We start from the raw sequence: 23,677 nt of genomic DNA on the forward strand, positions 1-23,677 counted from the left end.
GTGGCGCGGCTCAGCGCGCGCGGCCGAGCAGCCGCTGGCCGACGCTGGCCCGTTGCAGTCGCTGGTGTTCCTCGTTAACGACGCCGCAGCGACCGGCGACCGGGCGACGACCGCCGGTGGCGCGACTCAGCGCGCGCGGCCGAGCAGCCGCTGGCCCGTTGCGGTCGCTGGTGTTCCTCGGCGCCCGCCTGAATGGCGCGGCTCAGCGCGCGCGGCCGAGCAGCCGCTGGCCGACGCTGGCCCGTTGCGGTCGCTGGTGTTCCTCGGCGCCCGCCTGGACGACGCGGCGGTGGCCGAGCGGCTTCCCGCGCCCGAGCGGCTGACGATCGCGCGTGGCCCGGCTCAGCGCCGTCGGCGCGGCTCAGCGCGCGCGGTCGAGCAGCTCGTGCAGCAGGGCGACCACCTCCGGTGGCGTGAAGTCCATTGTGGTCTCCCCGACGCTGACCTCGAAGGAGCACCGCCGGGGGTCCGGCGCCGAGCGCGCCCGCAGGAACAACTGCACGCCCTTCTCGGCGATCAGCTCCTCCGCCGCGCGCTCCACCGCGGCCTTCGGCGCCGGGAGGTGGACGTGGAACATCCCGGCCTGCGGCGGGTCCGGGTGCGCGTACGCCACGCCGTCCTGGTTGATCGCCGCCGCCAGGGACCGGGCGTGGGCGTGGAACTCCGGCATCCGCGGCAGCACCGAGTCCAGCCCGTCCAGCGCCGCGAGCGCCAGCGGCCACGCGTCGGCGATCGCGCCACCGAGCCGGCGGCGCCAGACCGCCACCTCCGACACCAGTGCCTCGTCGCCGGCGAGCACCGCTCCCCGCACGCCTTGCAGTCCTTTGTAGAGCGACACGTACACGCTGTCGAACAGGCCCGCGATCTCGCCGAAATCCTTGCCGTAGAACGGTTGCGACTCCCACAGTCGAGCGCCGTCCAGGTGCGCCGCCGCGCCGCGGGAGCGCGCGAGCCCGGTCTGCGCGACCAGCTCGTCCCACGACGGCAGCAACCCGCCGAGGTCCCGCTGCGGCAGCTCCCACACCACGGCCGCGAGCGGCTCCCCCACCGCCTCCAGGTCCGCCAGCGTCATCAGCTCGTTGCGGTCCCCCACCGGCCGGAACCGCAGCCCGTGCACCGCCGCGTAACCCTTGTCCTCCCAGTTGTCCAGGTGCGTGTGCGGGTGCGCGGCGAACGTCCGCCGCCCGGACCGGTCCGCGTGCACCCGCAGCGCCGCCTGCTGCGCCATCGTCCCGCTCGGGAAGAACAACGCCGCCGGCTTGCCCAGCAGCGACGCGATCCGCGCCTCCAGGGCCGCCACCGGCTCCGCGGGCGACAGGTCCTCCCCCGCCAGCGCCAGCATCCGTTCGAGCACCGCCCGTGGCCGCCGCCGCACCGGGCCGTGCGAGGCGAGCGTCCGCCGGATCTTCGAGTCGTCCATGAGCGCGATCATCGCAGCCACCACCGACAGTTTTCCGGCCTTCCACTCAGTGAAAGACCCACTGGCGCGGCCCGAACAGCCCAGGAGGATGGCGGAAAACCTCGCGCATCAGGAGTGACAGTGAGCTTTCTCGACGACGAGAAGTGGACCGGACGCGTCTTCACCGGCAGCTGGGAGCGCGCGGCGGGCGGCGACGCGGCCGTCATCGAGCCCGCGACCGGCGACGAACTGGGGCGCGTCGGCATCGCCTCACCCCAGGACCTGGCGGCCTCCGCGGCCAAGGCGGCCGAGGCGCAGCGCACCTGGGCGGCGACCTCCTTCCAAGAACGCGCCGCGGTCCTGCGCCGCGCGGGCGACCTGTGGCAGCAGCACGCCGCCGAGCTGAAGGACTGGCTGATCCGCGAGTCGGGCAGCATCCCCGGCAAGGCCGACTTCGAACTGCACGTCGCCGCGCAGGAGTGCTACGAGGCCGCCGCGCTGCCCTCCCACCCGACGGGTGAGGTCCTGCCGAGCGAGGCGCCGCGGCTGAGCATGGCCCGCCGCGTGCCTGCCGGCGTGGTCGGCGTGATCGCGCCGTTCAACGCGCCGCTGATCCTGTCGATCCGCTCGGTCGCGCCGGCGCTGGCGCTGGGCAACAGCGTCGTGCTCAAGCCGGACCCCCGCACCGCGGTCTGCGGTGGCGTGGCGCTGGCCAGGGTCTTCGAGGAGGCCGGGCTGCCCGCCGGGGTGCTGCACGTGCTGCCGGGCGGCCCGGACGTCGGCGCCGCGCTGGTCGAGGACAAGCACGTCCGCGTCATCTCGTTCACCGGATCGACCGCCGCGGGCCGCGCGGTCGGCGAGTCCGCGGGCCGCCACCTCAAGCGCGCCCACCTGGAACTGGGCGGCAACTCGGCGCTGATCGTGCTCGACGACGCCGACCTGGAGCAGGCGATGAGCGCCGCCGCGTGGGGCTCGTTCTTCCACCAGGGCCAGATCTGCATGACCACCGGGCGGCACCTGGTGCACGCCTCGCTCTACGACGAATACGTGGACCGCCTGGCGGACAAGGCCAGCCACCTGCCGGTGGGCAACCCGTTCACCGAGCAGGTCGCGCTCGGCCCGATCATCGACGCCAAGCAGCGCGACAAGATCCACGGCCTGGTGACGTCCAGTGTGGACGCCGGCGCGAAGGTCGCCGCGGGCGGCACCTACGAGGACCTCTTCTACCGCGCCACCGTGCTCGCCGGCGCGGGCCCCTCGGTGCCCGCCTACGACCAGGAGGTGTTCGGCCCGGTCGCCCCGGTCGCGAAGTTCACCAGCCTGGACGAGGCCGCGAAGCTCGCGTCGGAGAGCGAGTACGGGCTGTCGCTGGGCATCATCACCGCGGACGTGGCGAAGGGACTGGCGCTGGCCGACCGCATCCCGACCGGCATCGCGCACATCAACGACCAGACGGTCAACGACGAGGCGCTGGCCCCGTTCGGCGGCGTGTTCGACTCCGGCACCGGCTCCCGCTTCGGCGGGCCGGCCGCGAACATCGAGGCGTTCACCGAGACCCGCTGGGTCACGATGCGCGGCGACGTCGCCGGCTACCCGTTCTGACGCGCGGCGGGGGCGCCGAGGGCGCCCCCGCTCAGCCGACGATCCCGTCCACGAAGCACCAGCGCCAGTTCTCGCCGGGCTCGTAGCTGCGGATCACCGGGTGACGCGTGTCGTGGAAGTGCTGCGTGGCGTGCTTGCGCGGCGACGAGTCGCAGCAGCCGACGTGCCCGCACTCCAGGCACAGCCGCAGGTGCACCCACGACGAGCCCTCGCGCAGGCAGTCGACGCAGCCCTCGGCGTCGGTCTCCGGCACGCGTGCCTTTTCCAGGTGCTCGCAGGTGCCCGCCGTGGCCTCGGGGGTCTCCAGCTCACGTTCCATGCCCGGCTCCTCCTCGGGTCGCTCCAGCAGCGACTCCTCGATGTCCAGTCCGTCCATCACCCGCCGGAGCACCTCGTCGTCGGCGGTGCCCCGGTCCCGCGCGGTGAGCAGGACGTCCCGCTCGGCCGCGAGCATCTCGGCGCGCAGCCGACGGTACGCGTCGCTGGGGGTCTCCTCCAGCGCGCTCAGCCTGCCGAGGTTCTCCCACGCCGAGTCCGACCGGTACGACTGCTTGTCCCGCAACCGGTCGATGACCTCGGGCGGGTCGGCCGGGCGGCGGATCTCCTCCAGCCGGGCCAGGCCCGCGGACGTCATGTCGTGCAGCAGCGCGGCCTCCTGCAGCGCGTCCTCCGCCGGGTTGGGCGGTGGCAGGCGCAGGCGGCGCACCAGGCCGGGCAGGGTCATGCCGTGCAGCAGCAGCGTTCCGGCCACGACGACGAACGCCGCCAGCACCAGCACCGCGCGCTGCGGCGTGTCGTCCGGGAGCACGAACGCGGCGGCGAGCGTGACCACGCCGCGCATCCCGGCCCACGAGATCACCGCGAAGTACGACCACGGCGTGCGTTCGCCCGGCCGCATCCGCGCCACGAACCCGTACCCGAACACCCACACGATCCGGGCCAGGATGGTCGCGGCCAGCACCCCGGCGCAGATCAGCGTGAGCTCCCACGCGGAGAGCCGGGAGTCGCCGACCTCCTCGACGATGCGCCGCACCTGCAGCCCGATCAGCAGGAAGACCACGTTCTCCAGCAGGAACTGGACGGTGCGCCAGTTCAGCCTGCTGGCCAGCCGGGACGGCCCGGACAGCAGCTTCGGCGTCTGGTGCCCCATGATCAGCCCGGCCACGACGACCGCGACCACCCCGGAGCCGTGGATGGCCTCGGCGGGCAGGTAGGCCAGGAACGGGATGACGAGCGACCACGCGGTGTCCATCACCGGGTCGGTCAGGCGGCGGCGCAGCAGGCTCGCGGCCCACCCGATCAGCGCGCCGACCGCGACGCCCCCGCCAGCGGCGAGCAGGAAGTCGCCGCCGACCTCCCAGATGCTGACCGCGCCGGCGATCGCGGCGATGGCCGTGCGCAGCGACACGAGCGCGGCCGCGTCGTTGAGCAGGCTTTCGCCCTCCAGGATCCGCACGATGCGGCGCGGCATGCCGACCCGGCGGGCGACCGCGGTGGCGGCGACCGCGTCCGGCGGCGCGACGACCGCGCCGAGCGCGAACCCGGCGGCCAGCGGAATGCCGGGCACGATGAGCCACACGACCCAGCCGACGACGAGCGTGGTGAACACGACCAGGCCGACGGACAGCGCCGCGATCGGCACGCGGTTGGCCCGGAAGTCGTACAGCGGCGTGCGGATCGCGGTGGCGTACAGCAGCGGCGGCAGCAGGCCGATCAGGACGACCTCGGGATCGAGGTGGTAGTCCGGCACGCCGGGGACGAACGACGCCGCGACGCCGATCAGCACCAGGCACAGCGGCGGCGACCAGTTGAGGCGCTGCGCGATGCCGGTGACGACGAGGACGACGGCCACCAGCACGGCCAGCTCGACGGCGACGATCATCGGGATCGCGCCGCCGTCGCCTCACCTGCCAGCGGCGCGGCGACCTCGTAGAGACGGGGGGTGGCGCGCCAGAAGTGGCTGCGGCCGACGATCCGGCGGCGGGCGTAGCCGCGGCTTTCCAGCGTGTAGACGATCGAGGCGCACGTGGCCAGCGGGATGGCCGTCGCCCGCGCGAGCGCGGTGAGGGTGAGGCCCTCACCGGCCTCGACGAGGGTCTCCAGCACGGTCAGCGTGCGGTCGACCGAGGGGGATGCCGGTCTGTCCGACGCCATGCGGGGTGCCTCTCGGGGTGATCTTCTCGGATCTCGATGATAGTCACCGGGGTCCGGGAGCGTGAAGGCCACCGTCAGCACGCTGAACGTCCCGCCGGTGGCCCCCCGCGTCACTTCAGGTGCGCCCACGCCTCCGGTTCGGCGGCGAGGAACTCGGCGAACGTCCACGGGCGCCGTCCCGTGACGTGTTCGACGGTGTGGCTGGTGACCGCCACCTCGCCGGTCGCGATGGCCGCGTAGGAGCCGACCCAGCCGTCGATCTCCCAGTCCTGCGCGCCCGCCCGCGACGCGCGCGCCTCCTCCAGCGTTTCGGCGTGGTAGGTGATCTTCCGCCCGCTGACCTCGCTCAGCAGCGCCGCGGTCTCGTGCAGATCGATGGCTTCGGGGCCGGTCACGTCGTAGACCTGGTCGGCGTGCCCGTCGTCGAGCAGGCACTCGACGGCCAGCCGCGCCACGTCCTGCCGCGCCACCCACGCCAGCCGCCCGTCGGCGGACGGGCCGCGCAGCACCCCGTCGGACCCGACGAAGTGCGGCGCGACGTCCGCGTAGAGCGTGTTGCGCAGCGCCGTCAGCCGCAGCCCGGACTCCCGGATCAGCCGCTCGGTTTCGGCGTGCTCACGGGCGAAGGTGAACGTCGCCAGCGGGGCCGCGCCGAGGAACGACGTGTAGACGACGCGGTCCACCCCGGCCTCGGCGGCGGCCCGCACCGCGCTGCGGTGCAGGTCCATCCGCTCCGGGCCTTCGTGGCCGGACACCAGGAACAGCGTCGAGATCCCGGCCAGCGCGTCGCGGAACCCGGCGGTGTCGGCGTAGTCCGCCGCCACGACCTCGGCGCCCTCGGTCCTGGGCGCCCGCGCCGGGTCGCGCACGCACAACCGCTGCGGCACACCCCGTTCCGCGAGGAGCGCGGCGACCCGCGAACCCAGTTGCCCGGTGGCCCCGGTGACGGCGATCCTGCCCATGGTCCTCCCTCTCACGTGCCGGCACCGGGCAGGATACGTTCGGCGGCACGCTGCCCGAGGGCCCGGTTCACCGCCGTGGGCACCTCCGCCGCGTCGGTGAGGACGGCCGCCACGTAGGCGTCCGGGCGGATCACCCACACCTCGCCGGGCCGCGCGTTCAGCGCTTCGGCGAGCACGCCGGTCACGTCGATATCGGCCAGGCGCAGGATCCGCACCGGCGCCCCGGTGTCCACAGTGTCCCCGGGCGGGTCCAGGTCCGCACCGTCGGTGGTGAGCAGCAGGACGCCGTCGCGGGCCAGCTCGCGGAACCGGCCGCACGAGGAGCCGGTCACCGACACCGGCACGTCCGGCGCGAGGATCCCCGGGCCGGCCGGCGGCACCTCGCCGCGCGGCGGGCGCCCGGCGAACGGCCGCGCCGAAGCCGGTGTGGTCAGTGGCGAGTCCACGTACCAGAACGGTTCGGCCAGCCGCCCGGAGTCCACGTCCGCCCGCGCCGCCGGATCGGTGGCCGCCGCCTCCAGCACGGAGCGGCGCCGGTGGTGCTGCTCGTCGGTCTGCGGCACCAGGAAGTCCATCGTGGCGGTGGTGACGGCGATGTTCTCCAGCGCCGCCGCGTGCCGCTCGTCGTGGTAGGACTCCAGCAGCTCCTCGCCCGCCCAGCCGTGCAGGACGAACGCGAGCTTCCAGGCCGCGTTCTCGGCGTCGCCGACCCCCGAGTTGAGGCCGCGTGCGCCGAACGGCGACACCAGGTGCGCGCAGTCCCCGGCGAGCAGGACCCGGCCGACGCGCATCCGGTCGGCCACCCGCGAGTGGAAGCGGTACACCGACTTCCACACGATCTCGTAGGGCTGGTCGCCGATGATCGCGCGGATGCGGGCGTCCAGCGCGCCACTGGCCTCCTCGGCGGCGAGGTCGTAGTCGCCGGGAACCTGCCAGTCGATGCGGAACGTCGAGCCGGGGCACGGGTGGATCAGCACCTGGCGGCCGGGGTTCCACTCCGGGTCGAAGTAGAACCGCCGCTCCTGCGCCCAGCCGGGCATGTCCGCGCGGATGTCGCAGATGAGGAACCGGTCGTCGAAGGAGTGCCCGCCGAAGCCGACGCCGAGCATGCGGCGGATGTCGTCGCCGCGCGCCCCGGCGCAGGCCACGGCGTAGTCGGCCCGCACGTCGTCCCGGCCCTCGACGGTGAGCGTGACGCCGTCGTCGTCCTGGGCGATGCCGGTGACCCGGTGGCCCCACCGCACGTCGATCAGCGGCTCCGCGGCGATCCGCTCGTCCAGGATCTCCTCGGTGCGCGCCTGGGAGATGTTGACGAACGGTGGGAACGCCGAGCGGCCGGGGTCGGCCATGGAGTAGGCGAACAACTCGCGGTCTCGGTGGAAGGTGCGCGCGGTCGTCCAGGTGACGCCTTCGGTGGCGATCCGCCGCCCGGCGCCCACGGCCTCCCACACGTCGAGCACGTCACGCTGCTGGCAGATCGCCTTGGAGCCGACCAGGTCGCGTTCCGGCCGCCCGTCCAGCAGCAGCACCGGAACGCCCCACCTGGCCAGCAGCAGCGCGGTCGTCTGGCCGACCGGGCCGTTGCCGATCACCGCGACTTTGCGGTCTGTCGTCGTCGTCATCGCTCAGCCCTGCAGCTGGTCCCAGACCTCGCGGTCCCGCTGCGCGGTCCAGATGACCGGGCGTTCGATCCCGGACAGCTCGTCCCACAGGCGGGAGACGTCGAAGGGCAGGCAGTGCTCGAAGATCGGCCAGTGGCCGTACTGGGGCGCGAGCGCGGCGTGGGTGCGCTCGAAGGCCTCCTTGAGCGTGCCGCCGGCGCGCTGGACGGCGCCGACCTCGCGGATCATCACGTCGAGGAACCCGCGGGTCTGCTCGATCGCGGCGTCCACGGCGTCCCGGCCGCGGCTGACCGCGCCTCGGCCGCCGACCAGCGCCTCCGCGCCGAACGCCTTGACCCGGTCCAGCGTGCCCGAGGCCCAGTCGCGGTGGAAGGCGTCGCCGGTGTAGAGCGCCGCCTCGGCCTCCACCAGGTCGCCCGCGAACAGGATCTTCTGGCGCGGCAGCCACGCCACGATGTCGCCCTCGGTGTGCCCGCGGCCGCAGTACTGCAACACGAGGTCGCCGCGGTCGCCGCCGAGGTCGATGGTGAGCCGGTCGGAGAAGGTCAGCGTGGGCCAGGTCAGGCCGGGCACCGACTCGGCGCCCTTGGCCAGCCGCGGCATGCGGCCGAACTCGCTCTCCCAGTCCTCCTTGCCGCGCTCGGCGACCAGGGCGCGGGTGTTCTCGTGCGCGACGATCACCTCGGCGTCGAACGCGGACGCGCCGAGCACGCGCACCGCGTGGTAGTGCGACAGCACGAGGTACCGGACGGGCTTGTCGGTGTGCTCGCGCAGCTTCGCGAGCCAGTCCCGGGCGGCGACGGGGGTGGCCAGCGCCTCGAAGCAGACGAGGAAGTCCTCCCCCTCGATGGCGCCGACGTTCGGGTCGCCCTCGGCGGTGAGCGCGTAGACCCCGTCCTCGAGCACCTCCAGGGTCTGCTCCTTCTCCGTCAGGTCGCCGGACGAGGCGAACGACTTCTGAGCCACCCCGCACCTCCTTTGATCAAAGCTTTGACTATTTGACGGACGTCAGGGTAACGCGGACCACTCCGCAAGGGAAGCCTACTTCCGAATCAGGACGCTGTTCGGATGAGCGGGCGGGCAGCGCCTAGCCTGGGGCGCATGACCGCAGAACCGGCTGCCCCCGACGAGCTGGACTACCTGACGTTCGTGGACTACGCGATCGCGCGGACGACCGCCGAACTGCCGGCGGTCGACGCCACCGCGATGCGCCTCGGTCTGACGCTGCACCGCCTGACCAGCGCACTCGTGTACGACTGGGAGTCGACCGTGCACCGGCCGCGCGGGTGGAGCTGGGGCGGGTTCCGGGTCCTGTTCGCGCTGTGGCTGGCCGGCCCGATGGAGGCGAAGCGCGTCGCGCAGCTGTCCGGGATGAGCCGCGCTGCGGTGTCCGCCCTGGTCAACACGCTGGAGCGGGACGGGCTCGTGTCGCGCAAGCAGGCCGAGCACGACCGGCGCGCGGTGCTGCTGAACCTCACCGAGGCCGGCCACGAGGCGATCACCAGCGCCTACGAGGCCCACAACGCCCGCGAGCAGGCGTGGGCCAACGCGCTGACCAAGCCGGAGCAGACCATTCTGATCGGTCTGCTGGAGAAGCTCACGACGAGCCCCGCGGCGATGGACGCCAAGCGCCGGTTCTAGGAACTGGCCCCTTGGCGCCCGTGGCGCAGGTCACTACGATGTCCCGCCGCGTTTGTCAAAGCTTTGACCGATTCAGGCGGCCGGGAGCACCGCTTCGATGGCCTCGACGACCTCCGGTGCCTCCGGGTCGGTCCGCGGCCGGAAGCGCGCCACGACCTTGCCGTCCGGGTCGACGAGGAACTTCTCGAAGTTCCACTGCACGTCCCCGCTCACGCCGTCGGCGTCCGGCGTCTCCACCAGCTCGGCGTACACCGGGTGCCTGCCGGGGCCGTTGACCTCGATCTTTTCGAACATGGGGAACGTGACGCCGTAGGTCGCCGAGCAGAACGTGGCGATCTCCTCGGCGCTGCCCGGCTCCTGGCCGGCGAACTGGTTGCACGGGAACCCGACGACGGAGAAACCCTTGTCCCCGTAGCGTTCCTGCAGCCGCTCCAGCGCGGCGTACTGCGGCGTCAGGCCGCACTTCGAGGCGACGTTCACGACGAGCAGAGCCTTGCGCCCCAGCCCGCCCAGCGTCGCGGTCTCACCGGCGAGCGTGCGCAGCTCGATGTCAGCCAGGGCCATGACAGATCCTCCGCGGTGGTCGGCAGCTACCACCTGTGGCAACGCCGGCCCGGCCGCGCCGTTCCCCTTTCGGCGGCGACCGTGACCAGCGTTACACCCGATCAGCCGAGCCGTTGCGCCGGAACCGGCGCGATCCCCTCCGCCGGCTTCAACCCGAGCGCGTCCAGCAGCAACGCGCAGTCCTCGGCGTTCGCCGCCGCGGACGCGACCGCGCGCACCGCGCGCCGTCGCTGCGCCGCGATCATCTCGGTGTCCTCGGCCGACGTGACCGGGACGTTGAAGTCGGCGACCTCCTGCAGGTGCTCTCGCATGTCCATCCCCTGTCCGCACGTGATCCGTGTAGGGCGGCGGCACCCCGGGTAGCCAAGAGACCGGAGAAAGGAGCGGTTGATGAACTACTCCCCGGACCCGGTGCGTGCCGAGGGCCCGGCCGCCGTTACCGAAGGTACCCCGGACGGGCCGACCGTGCTGGTGCTCGACCCGACCGGCCTGGCCAAGCACGAGGGACTTCCGGCGACCTGGCGGGACAAGACGAGCCAGTGGCAGGTCGTGTGGTGCCGCCTGCCCTCCGACGGCGGGCTGACCCAGGCCGACGACCTCCTGTCCGACCCGCCCGCCGAGGCGGTGCACGTGGTGGCGAGCGGGCCGTTCGCCGACGGGGCGTTGCGGCTGGCGGAAAAGCACAGCGGCGCGCTGCGCTCGCTCCTGCTGGTCGACCCCGCCGCGGACCAGTTCGTGCCGCCGGGCGACGGCGAGGTCGCCGACCGGCACTGGGAGGACGACCACCGGGAGCGGATCGACGCGCTCGCGAAGTCCGGTGTGCCGGTGCGGGTCGTCGCGCACAGCACCGGCGGCGCCGAGGACCGGATCCCCGCGCCGCTGCCGCTGGGCCACCCGGACGTGGTCGCGGGTGTCGAACGCGCGATCGCCGAACTCGAGAACACCCACTGACACGAGGAGGGAATCCGCGTGACCGAGCCCGACGAGGAGTCCGTGCGCGAGGCGCTGGAGCGGGAATCGCCGCTGCCGCCCGACCCCGAGGCGCCGGAGGCCGACGCGCTGGCGCAACGGCAGAACGTGCAGGCTCCGCGGCAGACCGGCCTGGAGCCCGGGCTCCCGCCCGAGGCGGACCCCGGCGACGTCGCCGAGCAGCAGCGGGAAGTGGAGTTCGAGACGGACGAGGAGGCGCTGCGTGGCTGACCCCGCCCGGATCGTGATCATCGGCGGGGGTTACGTCGGCGCCACCACGGCCCGGCAGCTGCGCAAGCGGCTCACCGCCGAGGAAGCCCAGCTGACCGTGATCGACCCGCGGTCCTACATGACGTACCAGCCGTTCCTCGCCGAGGCCGCGGCCGGTTCCGTCGAGCCGCGGCACGTGGTCGTGCCGCTGCGCGAGGTGCTGCCCGGCTGCAAGGTGATGGCCGCGGAGGCGACCGGCGTGGACACCACGTCCAAGTCGGTCACGCTGCGCGTCGCCGACGGGCACGTCGAGCAGCTCGGCTACGACATCCTCGTGGTGGCGCCCGGCTCGGTGTCCAAGACGCTGCCGATTCCCGGCCTGGCCGAGCACGGCATCGGCTTCAAGACCCTGGAGGAGGCCGTCTACCTGCGCAACCACGTGCTGTCCCGGCTCGACCTGGCGGCCAGCACGATGGACCGGGAGCTGCGGCGCAAGCTGCTGACGTTCGTGTTCGTCGGCGGCGGCTACGCGGGCATCGAGGCGATGGCGGAGCTGGAGGACATGACCCGCCACGCGCTGAAGGACTACGGCATCGACCGCTCCGAGCTGCGGTGGGTGCTGGTCGAGGCGGCCGACCGGATCATGCCGGAGGTCAGCTCGTCGCTGGCGAGCTACACCCTCGACGTGCTGACCAAGCGCGGTTTCGAGGTGCACCTGGGCACGACGCTCAAGTCGTGCGAGGACTGCCACGTCGTGCTGGGCGACGACACCGAGTTCGACGCCGACACGATCGTCTGGACCGCGGGCGTCAAGCCGAGCCCGATGCTCGCCGACACCGACCTGCCGCTGAACCCGCGCGGCCGGGTGTGCTGCGCGACGACGCTGGAGGTGGACGGCGCGCCGGGCGTGTTCTCGGCCGGTGACGCCGCCGCGGTGCCGGACGTGACCAGCAAGGAGCCGGGCGCGGTGTGCGCGCCGTCGGCGCAGCACGCGTCGCGGCAGGCGGTCGTGCTGGCGAAGAACATCGTCGCGACGCTGCGCGGCGGGCCGCTGGAGGGGTACCGGCACTCCTACGCGGGGTCGGTCGCGAGCCTGGGCCTGTATCAGGGTGTCGCGCAGATCTACGGCGTGAAGCTCCGTGGCTGGCCGGCGTGGGCGCTGCACCGCGCGTACCACCTGATGACGATGCCGACCGCGCACCGCAAGACGCGGATCGCCGCGGACTGGCTGATCTCGCTGCCGTTCCGGCGCCAGGTCGTCGCGACCGGCGAGCAGCACCACCCGCGGGAGCAGTTCGTGCGAGCCAGCCAGAGGTAGCTGTGGGGTTCCCGGTCGCCCGCAAGCTGATCGACAGCCACCTGGTGTCGGGTGAGCCGGTGCCAGGGCGCGAGATCGGCCTGCGGGTCGACCAGACCCTCACCCAGGACGCCACCGGCACGCTGGTGATGCAGGAGCTGGAGGCGCTGGGGCTGGACCGGGCGCGCACCGAGGTGAGCGTCCAGTACGTCGACCACAACCTGCTGCAGGCGGACGAGAAGAACGCCGAGGACCACGCGTTCCTGCGGTCGGCGTGCCGGCGGTTCGGGTTGTGGTTTTCCAAGCCGGGCAACGGGGTTTCACACCCGACACACATGGCGCGGTTCGGGTTGCCGGGCCGGACGATGGTCGGGTCCGACTCGCACACGTGCGCCGCCGGGTCGCTCGGCATGCTCGCGATCGGGGTCGGCGGGCTGGAGGTCGCGATGGCGATCGCCGGGGAGCCGCTGTACCTGCGGATGCCGGAGATCTGGGGGGTGCGGCTGACCGGCGAGCTGCCGGAGTGGGTGTCGGCCAAGGACGTGATCCTGGAGATGCTGCGCCGGCACGGCGTCAAGGGCGGGCTGAACCGGATCGTGGAGTACCACGGTCCGGGGCTGGCGTCGTTGTCGGCGATGGACCGGCACGTCATCGCGAACATGGGCGCGGAACTCGGCGCCACGACGACGGTCTTCCCGGCGGACGAGGCGGTGTTCGAGTTCCTGCGGGCGCAGGACCGGGCTGCGGATTTCGAGGAGCTCGTCGCCGATCCGGACGCGGTGTACGACGTCGCGGAGGAAATCGACCTGTCGGCGCTGGAGCCGCTGATCGCGTGCCCGTCGTCGCCGGACAACGTGGTGCCGGTGCGGGACGTGGCGGGCACCGAGGTGCGGCAGGTGGTGATCGGCTCGTCGGCCAACCCGGGGCTGCGGGACTTCGCGGTGGCGGCGGCGATGGTGCGCGGGCGGCAGACGCACGACGCGGTGAGCTTCGACGTGAACCCCACGTCGCGGGAGATCCTCACCGACCTGACCAAGATGGGCGCGACGCTAGACCTGGTGTCCGCGGGCGCGCGGCTGCACCAGGCGGGGTGCCTGGGGTGCATCGGGATGGGGCAGGCGCCGGCGGCCGGCCACAATTCGTTGCGCACGTTCCCGCGGAACTTCCCAGGCCGGTCCGGGACGCGGGAGGACCGGGTGTGGCTGTGCTCGCCGGAGACCGCGACGGCGGCAGCGCTGACCGGGGTGATCACCGATCCGCGTGAGCTGAGCATGGGTTACCCGTCGGTGGTGCTGCCCGAGCGGGCGACGGTCAACACGGCGATGCTGGTGCCGCCGCTGCCGCCGGAGCGGGCCGCGCGCGAGGAACTGGTCAAGGGGCCGAACATCTCGTCGCTGCCGGACTTCCCGCCCCTGCCGGACGACATCGAGGCCATCGTGCTGCTGAAGGTGGGCGACAACATCTCGACGGACGAGATCTCCCCGGCCGGTGCGGCGGCCCTGCCGTTCCGCTCGAACATCCCGAAGCTGGCCGACTTCACGTTCACCCGCGTCGACGAGACGTACCCGTCGCGGGCGCGCGAGACCGAGGGCGGGCACTTCGTCGTCGGCGGGGACAACTACGGGCAGGGCTCGTCGCGGGAGCACGCCGCCATCACGCCACGGCACCTCGGCCTGCACGCGGTGATCGCCAAGTCGTTCGCGCGGATCCACTGGCAGAACCTCGCCAACTTCGGGATCCTCGCGCTGGAGTTCACCGATCCGGCGGACTACGACCGCATCGAGCAGGGACACGTGCTGGCGCTGCGCGGGTTGCGCGCGCAGTTGCCCGAAGGCGAGGAGATCACGGCGACCGACACGACCACGGGGGTGGACATCCCGCTGCGGCACCGGCTCTCCCCGAGGCAGGTGGAGGCCGTCCTGGAGGGCGGCCGAATCCCCCTCCTCGCCCGAGGCTGAACCTGGCCTGCGCGAGCCGCCCAACCACGGCAGCCGCGTGGACCCCTCTCGCGACGAGGCCTCCTGGGTTGGAGCTTGGTTTCAGTTGTCAGGATCCACGTTCTGCACCTCCCTTGTGGACATTCGGTTCATCGCAGCCAGGAACGTGGCGTCGGCGCCAGGCGGAGCCGCTGGGGTGGCCGCCGCCCGGCCGGGAGCAGCTCCGCTGGGGCCGGGGATCTGCTCAGCCAGACGAACACCTGCTCGCCCTCGCGAACCGGCAGGCGCGGATAGTCGTTGCGCTGCACGGAAGTCCGGAAAGAGGCCAGCGGTGGCGCGCCTGCTTCACTCAGGGCGGGCAGCAGCTCGCGCCGGAAGAACTCCGGGAACGCATCCGGATCCTCCGGGTGGCAGATCACGATCTCGAACGGTGCCGCACCGCCCCCACCCGCACCAGCGGCCGACGATCCACGAGCCACGCCGGATTCACCGCTCACCGGGCCCGGCGGCGAACCACCAGCCACGGCAGGGCCACCAGTCACCGGGACCGGCGGCGAATTACCAGCCACGCCGGATCCACCACTCACCGGGACCGGCGGCGAACCACCAGCCACGCCGGATCCACCACTCACCGGGCCCGGCGGCGAACCACCAGCCACGGCAGGGCCACCAGTCACCGGGACCGGCGGCGAATTACCAGCCACACCGGATCCACCACTCACCGGGACCGGCCGCGAAACACCAACCACGCCAAGGCCACCACTCACCGAGACCGGCGGCGAACCCCCAGCCGCGCCAAGATCCCCGCTCACCAGCGTCAGCAGCAGCACGTCGTCGGAATCCGCCATCGTCGCGTTGGCGGCTTCGCGGTGTGCCAGCCACGCGGGATGTCGTTCGTAGAACGCGGCCAGCGATTCGGCTCTCCGGGAGGCGTCCGGGAAGCCGCGGATCCACACGAAGCGGTCCGGGTCGTCCAGGTCGCGGAACTGGCCGTACACCCGCATGCCCACCTCGGCCTGCGACTCCACGAACTCGCGGTCGAACAACGCGACCAGCTCGTCGCGCCGTCCCGGGTGCAGCGTGTACTGCCGGAGCTCGAACAGCTCGGTCATCGGGTCCCCCTCGTCGTGATCCAACCGGCACGCCGAGGCTAGCCACCACCACCGACAATTCCGGGTCGCGACGGGTTGCCATCGTCCGGTTCACTTCACCTGTCCGAAAAACTCCGACATCCCGCCGACACCGTCGGCTGCCATCCTGAGCCCGGAAACGATCGAGGAGGCAGCGGTTGAGCACCACCCCAGCGCAGGCACGGCGATCCCCCGCCGAACGGGTTCTCGCCTTCGTCGAACGGGTCGGCAACCGGCTGCCGGACCCGTTCTTCCTGTTCGTCTACCTGTTCGCCGCACTCGCGGTGATCACCACCGTCGTCGCGGCCTGCCACGTCACCGTCACCGTTCCGGGCACGGCGCAACCGGTGGCGGTCAAGGGCCTGTTCACCGGCGAGGGCGTGCGGTTCCTGCTGAGCAAGCTCGTCGACAACTTCGTCACCTTCCCGCCGCTGGGCAACGTGCTGGTGATGCTGCTGGCCGTGGGCCTGGCCGAACGTGCCGGCCTGCTCGAAGCCGCCGTGCGCGCCGTCTTCTCGCGCGCCCCGCGCTGGCTGCTGCCGTTCGCGGTGTCGCTGGTGTCGTTCCAGGCGCACGTCATGGCGGACGCGGGCATCATCGTCATCCCGCCGCTGGCCGCGCTCGTGTTCCGCGCGGCCGGGCGGCATCCGGTGGCCGGTGCGATCGGCGGTTTCGCCTGCGTCACCGGCGGTTACGGCGCCGGGACGCTGCTCGGCAGCTACGACGCGCTGCTGTCCGGGCTCACCCAGAAGGCGGTGACCGTCGTCCCGGTCGCGGTGCAGCCGCAGGTCACGATGGCGATGAACTGGTTCTTCACCGCCGCGGCCGGGCTGATCCTGCCGTTCCTCGGCGCGTGGCTCATCGCCCGCGTGCTGGAGCCCCGGCTCGGCCCCTACACGCCGCCCGATGGCGCGGAGGAGGAGACGAGCGCGGCGCTGACACCGGTGCAGCGCAAGGGTTTGCGGCGCGCCGCGATCGTGCTCGCGGTCTACGTGGCGGTGGTCGCCGTGGCGTGGCTGCTGCCGGGCAGCCCGCTGCGCGGCGAGAACGGCTCGCTGATCAACTCACCGCTGCTCACCGGGCTGGTCCTGGTGCTGTTCCTGGCGTTCGCGATCACCGGCATCACCTACGGGATCACGACCGGCACCATCACCAAGCCCGGCGACGTCCCGTCGATGATGGCCGAGGCCGTCAAGGACATGGCGGGCTACATCGTGCTGATCCTCGCGATCTCGCAGTTCATCGCCGTGTTCACGTGGAGCAACCTGGGCACCCTGCTGGCCGTGCGCAGCGCGGAGTTCCTGCAGTCGGTGCACCTGACCGGGTTCGCCGGGATCCTCGCGTTCGTGGTGCTGGTGTCGGTGCTGAACCTGTTCATCACGTCCGGCTCGGCGCTGTGGTCGCTCGTCGCGCCGGTGTTCGTGCCCGCGTTCATGCTGCTGGGTTACGACCCAGGGTTCGTGCAGGCGGCCTACCGCATCGGCGACTCCGCCACGCAGATCATCACCCCGCTCAGCCCGTACCTGTTCGTGTTGCTGACCGTGCTGCGCCGCTACGAACCGGACCTCCGCCTCGGCACGCTGATCGCCAGGACCTCGATCTTCGTGATCCCGTTCTGGGTGGTGTGGGTGGCGTTGCTGGCCGTGTTCTACTTCGGGGACATCCCGTTCGGGCCGGGGGTGCACGTGCACCTGCCGCGTTGAGAGGAGCCTGATGGATCTGGTCGCCCTGCGCCGGGACGTGCACGCGCACCCCGAACCCGCCTTCTGCGAGGTGCGGACGGCGGCGACGGTCCTCGCGCACCTGCGGGAACTCCCGGTGGAGGTGCGGACCGGTGTCGCGGCGATGCGGCGCGAGGGCGTGCCCGCGTACCCGGACGAGGCCACGCTCCAGGACTTCGCCGACCGGGCGGTCGCGTCGGGCGCGGACGCCGCGGACGTGCGGCGGTTCGCCACCGAGGGCACCGCGATCGTCGCCGACCTCGCCGGCCGCCGCCCCGGCCCGGTCTGGGCGCTGCGGTTCGACATGGACGCGCTGCCGGTCACCGAGGCCGACGACCCCGCGCACGCGCCCGCCGCGAACGGATTCCGCTCGCGGTACGAGGGGTTGATGCACGCCTGCGGGCACGACGGGCACGTGGCGATCGGGCTGGCGCTGGCGCGGCGGCTGGCCGACCGCGACTTCCCCGGCACGGTGCGGTTCCTGTTCCAGCCAGCCGAGGAGGGCGGCCGGGGCGCCCGCGCGATGCTCGCCGCGGACGCCGTCGCCGGGGTCGACCGCTTCCTGGCCGTGCACCTGGGCCTCGACCTGCCCGCGACGACCGTGGCGGCCGGGATCACCGGCATCTTCGCGACGACGAAGATGCGCGCGCGGTTCACCGGGGTCGCCTCGCACGCGGCGGCGGCGCCCGAGGACGGCCGCAACGCGCTGCTCGCCGCCGCGACCGCCGTGCTCGGCATCCACGGCCTGCCACGGTTTTCCGCCGCCGACACGCGGGTCAACGTCGGTACCCTGCACGCCGGGGGCAACGTCAACATCGTGCCCGCGGTGGCGGAGCTGACCTGCGAGGCGCGGTCGAAGGACGGCGCGGTGAACGCGGACCTCACCGAGCGGATCAAGCAGGTCCTGTGTGGAGCCGCGCAGGCGCAGGGCGTGGCGGTGGAGATCGAGGAGACCGGCGGCTCGACGTCGCTGAACTGCGACGACGAACTGCTGGACGCGGTGCTCGCGGCGGCCGCCGCGAGCGGTCTCGGCGAGCGGGCGGTGCGGACGCACGAGATGGGCGGCAGCGACGACGCCAGCCTGTTCGCCGAGGCCGTGCAGCGCGCGGGCGGTCTCGCGACCTACACGGTGGTCGGTGGCGGCAACCCCGCGCCGCACCACAACCCGTACTTCGACGTGGACGAGGCAGCGTTGCCCGTCGCGGTCGACGTGCTGGAAGCTCTGGTGCGCCAGATCACACGTACGGATGACAATACGTAGCCGACTCGGTGGTTCGGCTGATGTGTGCTCGTCTCGCCGAGGGGCACCCTTTGTGGTATGACCGCGCAAGACATGCAGGCCCTGGCCGACACGGCCGCCGGGCTCATCCTGTTCCACAACGGCTTGTGGGGAGCGCCGACGTGCTACATGTGGGCCGGCCCCGACGGCGCCGCGGCAGGGCGCGTCCCGCCATGGGAGTGCGAAGCGCTCGACCGGCTCCGCTGGCGCAAGCTGATCACCGCACCGTCCGGCTCGGGGGTCGAGGACGTGCCCGTCGTGCCCACCGAGGCCGGGCTCGCCGCGCTGCGGGCGCAGCGGGCGCACGCCGCCTGAAGATCGCGGTCAGCGCGCCAGCGCGCTGAAGTCCTCCGTGAACCGGGCCAGCAGCTTCGCGAGCGCGGCCCGGTCGTCCGGATCCCACCCTTCCGTCACCTCGGCCACGACCCGGGCGCGGAACGCCTGGATCTCCTCGATCGCCCGCCGGCCGTCGGCCGTGGGTTCCAGCAGTGACCGGCGGCCGTCGGCCTGATCGGCGCATCGGCGCACCAGTCCCGCTTCCAGAGCTTGCGCGGTCAAGCGGCTCGCGCGGGGCTGATCGATCCCGAGCGCGGCGGCGGCCTCGGTGACCGTCGGCGGTCGATCGGCCGCCGCGACGACGTCCAGCAGCTCGTACACGGCGTCCGGAACCGGGCTGGTCCTCCCCCGCTCACGCGACAAGCGGCCCAGCGCGCGGCGCGACTGCGCCCGGCGCAGGGTGGCCAGCGCGCGGGCGATCGAATCGGCGTTGCGGTCCATCCCCGTCCTCATCCATACTCGAAGACAACTACATGTCATTTTACATAGGAGTTGTCGTGGACCCGCTCGACAAGCCGATCGGTTTCTGGCTCAAGCACCTGCACAACCTGCTGGAGGACGGCCTCACCCGGGCGCTCGCCGACCATGGCCTCACGCGGCGGCACTGGCAGGCGCTCAACACCTCACGCCACGGCGCGGAAGCGCTCGAAGTGTTCGACGGCGCCGCGGAGGCACGGGCCGATCTGGTGGCCCGCGGCTGGATCACCGCGGACGGCACGCTCACCGACGATGGCCGCGCCGCGCGGACCGAGATCGCCGAGCGGGTGCGGCGCTTCCGCGAACTGTCCGTCGCCGGGCTGACGGAGGACCAGTACGCGGATGCTGTGCGGGTTCTGGCGACTATGGCGGCCAATCTCGAGGGTGCGCGTTAGGTCTCCAGCTCCGCGTGCACCTCCCGCAGCAAAGCCGCCGCCGCGGGGACCACGGCGCGGAGCACCGCCGCGTGGATCAGCGACACCCACTAGCGCAACCAGCTCGACCAACGGCACCTGCCATGGCCGAAACCCAGTGACGGCGGCCCACAATCCAGACGCTGCGCGCTAGGTCTCCAGCTCCGCGTGCACCTCCCGCAGCAAAGCCGCCGCCGCGGGGGACAGCGGTCGCGCCGTCGCGTGGATCAGCGACACCGACCAGCGCAGCGGCTCGGCCAGCGGCACCTGCACCACGCCCGCCATGTCCCCCGCCGCGCCGGAGGGCAGGAATCCGATCCCGAGTCCCTGGCAGATCAGGGCCCGCGCGGTGCCGTAGTCCGACACCTCCAGCGGCACCTGCCTGCTCAGCCCGGCCCCGGCGAAGGCGCGGTCCACCAGCGTCCGGTTCCCCCACCCCACCGGGAAGTCCACGAACGACTCCTCCGCCAGCTCGGCGAGCGTCACCCCGCTCCGGCTCGCCAGCGGGTGGTCCGGCCCGGCCAGCAGGCTCAGGTCCTCCTCCGTCACGATCTCGTGCGCCAGCCCCGCCGGCACCTTGCCCGCCAGGGACGCCAGCGCCAGGTCCATCCGCCCGTCGAGCACCGCCCGCACGTGTCCCGCCGACCCCGACGGCGAGTACTGCAACCGCACGGCCGCGTGCGGGTGTCGTCGCGAGAACCGGCCCAGCAGCCGCGGCACGTTGACCCGCCCGGTCGACAGGAGGGTGCCCATCGTCACCGCACCCCGGACTTCGCCGCTGGCTCCCGCCGCGGCCTGCGCCGCCGCGCGCGCCGCTGCCAGGGCGGTCCGCGCCTCGGGCAGCATCGCCGCGCCGGCGGCGGTCAGCGCGACCCGCCGGCTGTCCCGGTCGAACAGCTCGGCCCCGACCTCCCGCTCCAGCGCCCGGATCGCCGTCGACACCGCCGACTGCACGACCCGCAACCGCTGCGACGCGCGCGTGAAGCTCAGCTCCTCGGCGACCGCCACGAAGTACGACAGCTGACGCAGTTCCACGACATCCATCTAACACCGAGATAGCTGCCAGCGAAAACATTCGTTGGACGAGATGAGCAAACGGGCGCACTCTGGGGTCGTGATCATCGAGACCCTTCCCCCGCGCACCACGTCCCGCCGTCACGGCGCGGGCTTCTGGCTCGTCGCCTACACCTTCGCGGTGACCATGGGGTTCTCCGCCGCCCCGGCCCCGCTCTACGTGCTCTACCAGGCCAAGGACGGGTTCGGCCCGTTCACCGTCACCCTCGTCTTCGCCGCGTACGCGCTGGGCGTGATCGCCAGCCTGTTCGTCGCCGGGCACGTGTCCGACTGGGTGGGCCGTCGGCGCGTGCTGGTGCCCGCGGTGCTGGTCAACGTGCTCGCCGGGGTCGTGTTCCTGGCCTGGTCGGCGGTGCCCGCGCTGCTCGCCGCGCGGTTCCTGTCCGGCATCAGCATCGGCCTGCTCACCGCGACCGCCACCGCGCACCTGACCGAACTGCACCTGGCGGCGCGGCCGGGCGCTTCGCGGACCCGGGCGGACGTCGTGGCGACCGCGGCGAACCTCGGCGGCATCGGCCTCGGCCCGCTCGTCGCCGGGCTGCTGGCCGAGTACGCCGGCGATCCGCTGCACGTGCCGTACCTGGTGTTCCAGGTGCTGATGCTGATCGGCGCGCTCGCGGTGACGCTGGCGCCGGAGACGGTGACCTCCACGCGCGTGCGCTACCACCCGCAGCGGGTGTCGGTGCCGCCGCACGCCCGCGCCCGCTACCTGGCGGCCGGGGCGGCCGCGCTCGCGGAGTTCGCCGTGTTCGGCATGTTCACCTCGCTCGCACCGGGGTTCCTGGCGAACACGCTGCACCAGCACTCGCACGCGCTGGCCGGGGCGAGCGTGTTCGCGGTGTTCGGGGCCGCGGCGGTCGCGCAGATCGTGCTGGCGCGGACGGCGCTGCGGCGGTTGCTCGCCACCGGGCTCGGCCTGCTCACGGCGGGCCTGGTGCTGGTGACGGTCGCGGTGTGGCTGCCGAGCCTGGCGCTGTTCCTGCTCGGCGCGGCGCTCGCCGGCGCCGGAGCGGGCGCCGGCTTCAAGGCCAGCGTCGGTATCGTGCTCGGCCTGGCCCCGGCGGAGAACCGCGGCGAGGCGCTGTCCGGGCTGTTCCTGGCCGCCTACGCCGGGCTCGCGGTGCCGGTGCTCGCGCTCGGGGTGGCCACGCAGGTGGTGGACGCGCGGATCGCGCTGGCCGGGTTCACCGTGGCGCTGCTGGCGATCCTGGCCACCGTGGTGCGGCGGCTGTTCCGGGCGAGCTGAGCGCCTGCACGTCCGCATAGGACGGAACCGGCGGAATGGCACCGTCCGCCGCGACCGCGTCGACCGTGCGGACGACGGCCTCCAGCGCGGCCCGGAACAGCAGTGAGCCGCAGCTGACCCGCCGGACACCGAGCTCGGCGAGCCGCCGCAGGGGCGGGCCCGCCAGGACGTTCACCGGGACGTCGACCGCCGCGACCACCGCGGCGATCGTCGTCTCGTCCGTCAGTCCGGGCACGAACACCCCGTCGGCCCCGGCGTCCCGGTAGGCGCGGACACGGGCGACCGGGTCCTCGCCGGTGCCGAGCCAGTGCGTGTCGGTGCGGGCGTTCACGAACAGGCCGGGCGCGGCGTCCTTGAGTGCGGCGATCAGCCGCTGCTGGTGCGCCGGCTCGGCGAGGCGCCCGCCGTCGCGGCCGTCCTCGATGTTCACCCCGGCCACGCCGAGCGAGGCGAGTTCCGCGCCGAGGGCGGCGACCTCGCCGGGGTCGTCCGAGAAGCCGCCTTCGATGTCGACGGTGACGTAGCAGGGCAGCCGGGTCAGCCTGCGGGCGAGGGCGACGGTCTCGTCCTTGGTCGCCCCGGTCCCGTCGGGCAGGCCCGCCGCGGCGGCGACGCCCAGGCTGGTGGTGCCGATGGCCGCGAAGCCTTCGGCGACGAGGACGGCCGCGGACGCGTAGTCCCAGGCGTTGGGCAGCAGCAGGGGTTTCCCGGTCCGGTGCAGCTCGGCGAAGGTCATGCCGGAACGCTAACGCCGGGAATTGTCGGTGGTGGCCGATACGATCCGTGCTGTGAGCAACCCGCACCTGGAACCGGACCCGGTCTTCGCGGGCGCGCCCCTGGACCGGGCCCGGCGCGCCGCGCTCGTCGTGCACGGGCGGGGTCAGACGCCGGACTACATGCTCGCGATCCTCGACCGGGTCGCGGTGCCGGACATCGCGTACGTGCTGCCACGGGCGGCGGGGCAGACGTGGTACCCGGCGGGGTTCATGCAGCCGCTCGCGGTGAACCAGCCGTGGGCGGACCACGCGCTGGACGCGATGGCGGCGTTCCTGGCGCGCATCGCGGAGGCCGGGATCGGGGCGGAGGACGTGTTCCTGGTCGGGTTCTCGCAGGGGGCGTGCCTGTTGTCGGAACTGCTGGTGCGCTCGCCGCGGCGGTACGCCGGGGCGGCGCTGCTGACCGGCGGGTACCTGGGGCCGGAGGAGCGCGCGCCGGCGGGGTCGCTGGCGGGCACGCCGGTGTTCGCGGGCACGAGCCGCTACGACGAGTGGGTGCCGCTGGAGCGAGCGGAGTCCACGGCGAGACTGCTGGAGCGGATGGGGGCCGCAGTGACGCTGCGCGTGTACGAGGACCGCGAGCACCTGGTGAACGACGACGAGATCGCGGAGGTGCGGAAACTGCTGACGAGCTGAGGTCCGTTCGCCGCGGTGATCCACCGGGTCACTCGCGCCCAGGCGGCCGGGACAGGCCGCGACGCTTGGGGGACGACCGCAGCCAGGCGGCCGGGACAGACCGCGGCGCCCGGGGGACGATCCCAGCCAGACGGGCGGGACAGACCGCGGCACCCAGGGGACGACCGCAGCCAGACGGGCGGGACAGACCGCGGCACCCAGGGGACGACCGCAGCCAGACGGGCGGGACACA

At 72.9% G+C, this 23,677-nt stretch carries 24 protein-coding genes; 12 read left to right on the forward strand and 12 right to left on the reverse strand.

Annotated features, from left to right (window positions below):
* Positions 1–361: 361 nt before the first annotated feature.
* Positions 362–1,420, reverse strand: a complete 1,059-nt coding sequence (locus tag L2C96_RS18305; RefSeq protein WP_237337107.1) for a threonine aldolase family protein — start codon at positions 1,418–1,420, stop codon at positions 362–364.
* Positions 1,421–1,540: 120 nt separating this feature from the next.
* Here L2C96_RS18305 and L2C96_RS18310 point away from each other — a divergent pair, with 120 nt between their 5' ends.
* Complete coding sequence (locus L2C96_RS18310; protein ID WP_237337108.1) at positions 1,541–3,001, forward strand: benzaldehyde dehydrogenase; 1,461 nt, start codon at positions 1,541–1,543, stop codon at positions 2,999–3,001.
* A 31-nt stretch (positions 3,002–3,032) separates the two neighbouring features.
* On the opposite strand, the gene L2C96_RS18315 is transcribed toward L2C96_RS18310, so the two are convergent.
* The 5 genes from L2C96_RS18315 to L2C96_RS18335 all read right to left on the reverse strand — a co-directional run bounded on the left by L2C96_RS18315 (position 3,033) and on the right by L2C96_RS18335 (position 8,705).
* Positions 3,033–4,883 (reverse strand): Na+/H+ antiporter, encoded by a 1,851-nt coding sequence (locus tag L2C96_RS18315; RefSeq protein ID WP_020422128.1) that lies wholly within the window; start codon positions 4,881–4,883, stop codon positions 3,033–3,035.
* Complete coding sequence (locus tag L2C96_RS18320) at positions 4,880–5,155, reverse strand: helix-turn-helix domain-containing protein (RefSeq protein WP_027928655.1); 276 nt, start codon at positions 5,153–5,155, stop codon at positions 4,880–4,882. The genes L2C96_RS18315 and L2C96_RS18320 overlap by 4 nt, the downstream gene beginning before the upstream one ends.
* A gap of 110 nt (positions 5,156–5,265) precedes the next feature.
* Entirely contained in the window at positions 5,266–6,117 is an 852-nt protein-coding gene (locus tag L2C96_RS18325) for an SDR family oxidoreductase (RefSeq protein ID WP_237337109.1), read from the reverse strand.
* An 11-nt stretch (positions 6,118–6,128) separates the two neighbouring features.
* Positions 6,129–7,739, reverse strand: a complete 1,611-nt coding sequence (locus L2C96_RS18330; RefSeq protein ID WP_237337110.1) for an FAD-dependent monooxygenase — start codon at positions 7,737–7,739, stop codon at positions 6,129–6,131.
* Between the two features lie 3 nt (positions 7,740–7,742).
* On the reverse strand, positions 7,743–8,705 hold the full coding sequence (locus tag L2C96_RS18335; protein ID WP_237337111.1) for an MBL fold metallo-hydrolase: 963 nt from the start codon (positions 8,703–8,705) through the stop codon (positions 7,743–7,745).
* Positions 8,706–8,840: 135 nt separating this feature from the next.
* Here L2C96_RS18335 and L2C96_RS18340 point away from each other — a divergent pair, with 135 nt between their 5' ends.
* Positions 8,841–9,380: a MarR family winged helix-turn-helix transcriptional regulator gene (locus L2C96_RS18340; RefSeq protein WP_020422132.1), complete on the forward strand. Its 540-nt coding sequence runs from the start codon at positions 8,841–8,843 to the stop codon at positions 9,378–9,380.
* 72 nt (positions 9,381–9,452) lie between these two features.
* On the opposite strand, the gene L2C96_RS18345 is transcribed toward L2C96_RS18340, so the two are convergent.
* The gene (locus tag L2C96_RS18345) at positions 9,453–9,944 is read right to left on the reverse strand and encodes a glutathione peroxidase (protein ID WP_237337112.1); all 492 of its coding nucleotides are present in this window, start codon (positions 9,942–9,944) and stop codon (positions 9,453–9,455) included.
* 101 nt (positions 9,945–10,045) lie between these two features.
* Entirely contained in the window at positions 10,046–10,261 is a 216-nt protein-coding gene (locus tag L2C96_RS18350; protein WP_020422134.1) for a hypothetical protein, read from the reverse strand.
* Positions 10,262–10,334: 73 nt separating this feature from the next.
* Here L2C96_RS18350 and L2C96_RS18355 point away from each other — a divergent pair, with 73 nt between their 5' ends.
* Genes L2C96_RS18355 through L2C96_RS18370 form a run of 4 tightly spaced genes read left to right on the forward strand, consistent with a single transcriptional unit; the run spans position 10,335 to position 14,378 of the window.
* Entirely contained in the window at positions 10,335–10,895 is a 561-nt protein-coding gene (locus L2C96_RS18355; protein WP_237337113.1) for a hypothetical protein, read from the forward strand.
* Positions 10,896–10,913: 18 nt separating this feature from the next.
* Complete coding sequence (locus L2C96_RS18360; protein ID WP_237337114.1) at positions 10,914–11,144, forward strand: hypothetical protein; 231 nt, start codon at positions 10,914–10,916, stop codon at positions 11,142–11,144.
* Positions 11,137–12,441: an NAD(P)/FAD-dependent oxidoreductase gene (locus L2C96_RS18365; protein ID WP_020422137.1), complete on the forward strand. Its 1,305-nt coding sequence runs from the start codon at positions 11,137–11,139 to the stop codon at positions 12,439–12,441. The genes L2C96_RS18360 and L2C96_RS18365 overlap by 8 nt, the downstream gene beginning before the upstream one ends.
* A gap of 2 nt (positions 12,442–12,443) precedes the next feature.
* Positions 12,444–14,378: an aconitate hydratase gene (locus L2C96_RS18370; protein WP_237337115.1), complete on the forward strand. Its 1,935-nt coding sequence runs from the start codon at positions 12,444–12,446 to the stop codon at positions 14,376–14,378.
* A gap of 128 nt (positions 14,379–14,506) precedes the next feature.
* Here the strand turns inward: L2C96_RS18370 and L2C96_RS18375 are convergent, their stop codons facing one another.
* On the reverse strand, positions 14,507–15,469 hold the full coding sequence (locus L2C96_RS18375; protein WP_237337116.1) for a putative quinol monooxygenase: 963 nt from the start codon (positions 15,467–15,469) through the stop codon (positions 14,507–14,509).
* A 176-nt stretch (positions 15,470–15,645) separates the two neighbouring features.
* Here L2C96_RS18375 and L2C96_RS18380 point away from each other — a divergent pair, with 176 nt between their 5' ends.
* The 3 genes from L2C96_RS18380 to L2C96_RS18390 are packed head-to-tail and all read left to right on the forward strand — an operon-like array spanning position 15,646 to position 18,802.
* The gene (locus L2C96_RS18380; protein WP_237337117.1) at positions 15,646–17,190 is read left to right on the forward strand and encodes an AbgT family transporter; all 1,545 of its coding nucleotides are present in this window, start codon (positions 15,646–15,648) and stop codon (positions 17,188–17,190) included.
* Positions 17,191–17,200: 10 nt separating this feature from the next.
* On the forward strand, positions 17,201–18,469 hold the full coding sequence (locus L2C96_RS18385) for an amidohydrolase (protein WP_237337118.1): 1,269 nt from the start codon (positions 17,201–17,203) through the stop codon (positions 18,467–18,469).
* A gap of 57 nt (positions 18,470–18,526) precedes the next feature.
* The gene (locus tag L2C96_RS18390; protein ID WP_237337119.1) at positions 18,527–18,802 is read left to right on the forward strand and encodes a hypothetical protein; all 276 of its coding nucleotides are present in this window, start codon (positions 18,527–18,529) and stop codon (positions 18,800–18,802) included.
* Between the two features lie 9 nt (positions 18,803–18,811).
* Here the strand turns inward: L2C96_RS18390 and L2C96_RS18395 are convergent, their stop codons facing one another.
* A complete protein-coding gene (locus L2C96_RS18395) occupies positions 18,812–19,264 on the reverse strand; it encodes a MarR family winged helix-turn-helix transcriptional regulator (protein ID WP_237337120.1) in 453 nt (150 codons plus the stop codon).
* 56 nt (positions 19,265–19,320) lie between these two features.
* On the opposite strand from L2C96_RS18395, the gene L2C96_RS18400 reads away from it, so the two are divergent.
* A complete protein-coding gene (locus L2C96_RS18400; protein WP_237337121.1) occupies positions 19,321–19,695 on the forward strand; it encodes a MarR family winged helix-turn-helix transcriptional regulator in 375 nt (124 codons plus the stop codon).
* Positions 19,696–19,863: 168 nt separating this feature from the next.
* Here the strand turns inward: L2C96_RS18400 and L2C96_RS18405 are convergent, their stop codons facing one another.
* The gene (locus tag L2C96_RS18405; protein ID WP_020422146.1) at positions 19,864–20,757 is read right to left on the reverse strand and encodes a LysR family transcriptional regulator; all 894 of its coding nucleotides are present in this window, start codon (positions 20,755–20,757) and stop codon (positions 19,864–19,866) included.
* A 70-nt stretch (positions 20,758–20,827) separates the two neighbouring features.
* Between L2C96_RS18405 and L2C96_RS18410 the strand changes: the two genes are divergently transcribed.
* Positions 20,828–22,033, forward strand: a complete 1,206-nt coding sequence (locus L2C96_RS18410; protein WP_020422147.1) for an MFS transporter — start codon at positions 20,828–20,830, stop codon at positions 22,031–22,033.
* On the opposite strand, the gene L2C96_RS18415 is transcribed toward L2C96_RS18410, so the two are convergent.
* A complete protein-coding gene (locus L2C96_RS18415; protein ID WP_237337122.1) occupies positions 21,972–22,769 on the reverse strand; it encodes an isocitrate lyase/PEP mutase family protein in 798 nt (265 codons plus the stop codon). The two genes, L2C96_RS18410 and L2C96_RS18415, sit on opposite strands and share 62 nt — an antisense overlap.
* Positions 22,770–22,821: 52 nt before the next feature.
* Between L2C96_RS18415 and L2C96_RS18420 the strand changes: the two genes are divergently transcribed.
* Positions 22,822–23,445 carry an alpha/beta hydrolase gene (locus L2C96_RS18420; RefSeq protein WP_237337123.1) on the forward strand — a complete coding sequence of 208 codons (624 nt, stop codon included), beginning with the start codon at positions 22,822–22,824 and terminating at the stop codon, positions 23,443–23,445.
* The last annotated feature ends 232 nt before the right edge of the window (positions 23,446–23,677 follow it).

Origin of the sequence: Amycolatopsis tucumanensis, assembly GCF_021654135.1 — a bacterium.
Classification (GTDB): domain Bacteria; phylum Actinomycetota; class Actinomycetes; order Mycobacteriales; family Pseudonocardiaceae; genus Amycolatopsis_E; species Amycolatopsis_E tucumanensis.

What these genes read in the sequence shown, in the direction of transcription:
- L2C96_RS18305 (WP_237337107.1), bottom strand. Translation starts at nt 1,420, where the DNA reads ATGGACGACTCGAAGATCCGGCGGACGCTCGCCTCGCACGGCCCGGTG.
- L2C96_RS18315 (WP_020422128.1), bottom strand. Translation starts at nt 4,883, where the DNA reads ATGATCGTCGCCGTCGAGCTGGCCGTGCTGGTGGCCGTCGTCCTCGTC.
- L2C96_RS18320 (WP_027928655.1), bottom strand. Translation starts at nt 5,155, where the DNA reads ATGGCGTCGGACAGACCGGCATCCCCCTCGGTCGACCGCACGCTGACC.
- L2C96_RS18325 (WP_237337109.1), bottom strand. Translation starts at nt 6,117, where the DNA reads ATGGGCAGGATCGCCGTCACCGGGGCCACCGGGCAACTGGGTTCGCGG.
- L2C96_RS18330 (WP_237337110.1), bottom strand. Translation starts at nt 7,739, where the DNA reads ATGACGACGACGACAGACCGCAAAGTCGCGGTGATCGGCAACGGCCCG.
- L2C96_RS18340 (WP_020422132.1), top strand. Translation starts at nt 8,841, where the DNA reads ATGACCGCAGAACCGGCTGCCCCCGACGAGCTGGACTACCTGACGTTC.
- L2C96_RS18345 (WP_237337112.1), bottom strand. Translation starts at nt 9,944, where the DNA reads ATGGCCCTGGCTGACATCGAGCTGCGCACGCTCGCCGGTGAGACCGCG.
- L2C96_RS18350 (WP_020422134.1), bottom strand. Translation starts at nt 10,261, where the DNA reads ATGGACATGCGAGAGCACCTGCAGGAGGTCGCCGACTTCAACGTCCCG.
- L2C96_RS18355 (WP_237337113.1), top strand. Translation starts at nt 10,335, where the DNA reads ATGAACTACTCCCCGGACCCGGTGCGTGCCGAGGGCCCGGCCGCCGTT.
- L2C96_RS18375 (WP_237337116.1), bottom strand. Translation starts at nt 15,469, where the DNA reads ATGACCGAGCTGTTCGAGCTCCGGCAGTACACGCTGCACCCGGGACGG.
- L2C96_RS18385 (WP_237337118.1), top strand. Translation starts at nt 17,201, where the DNA reads ATGGATCTGGTCGCCCTGCGCCGGGACGTGCACGCGCACCCCGAACCC.
- L2C96_RS18390 (WP_237337119.1), top strand. Translation starts at nt 18,527, where the DNA reads ATGACCGCGCAAGACATGCAGGCCCTGGCCGACACGGCCGCCGGGCTC.
- L2C96_RS18395 (WP_237337120.1), bottom strand. Translation starts at nt 19,264, where the DNA reads ATGGACCGCAACGCCGATTCGATCGCCCGCGCGCTGGCCACCCTGCGC.
- L2C96_RS18405 (WP_020422146.1), bottom strand. Translation starts at nt 20,757, where the DNA reads ATGGATGTCGTGGAACTGCGTCAGCTGTCGTACTTCGTGGCGGTCGCC.
- L2C96_RS18415 (WP_237337122.1), bottom strand. Translation starts at nt 22,769, where the DNA reads ATGACCTTCGCCGAGCTGCACCGGACCGGGAAACCCCTGCTGCTGCCC.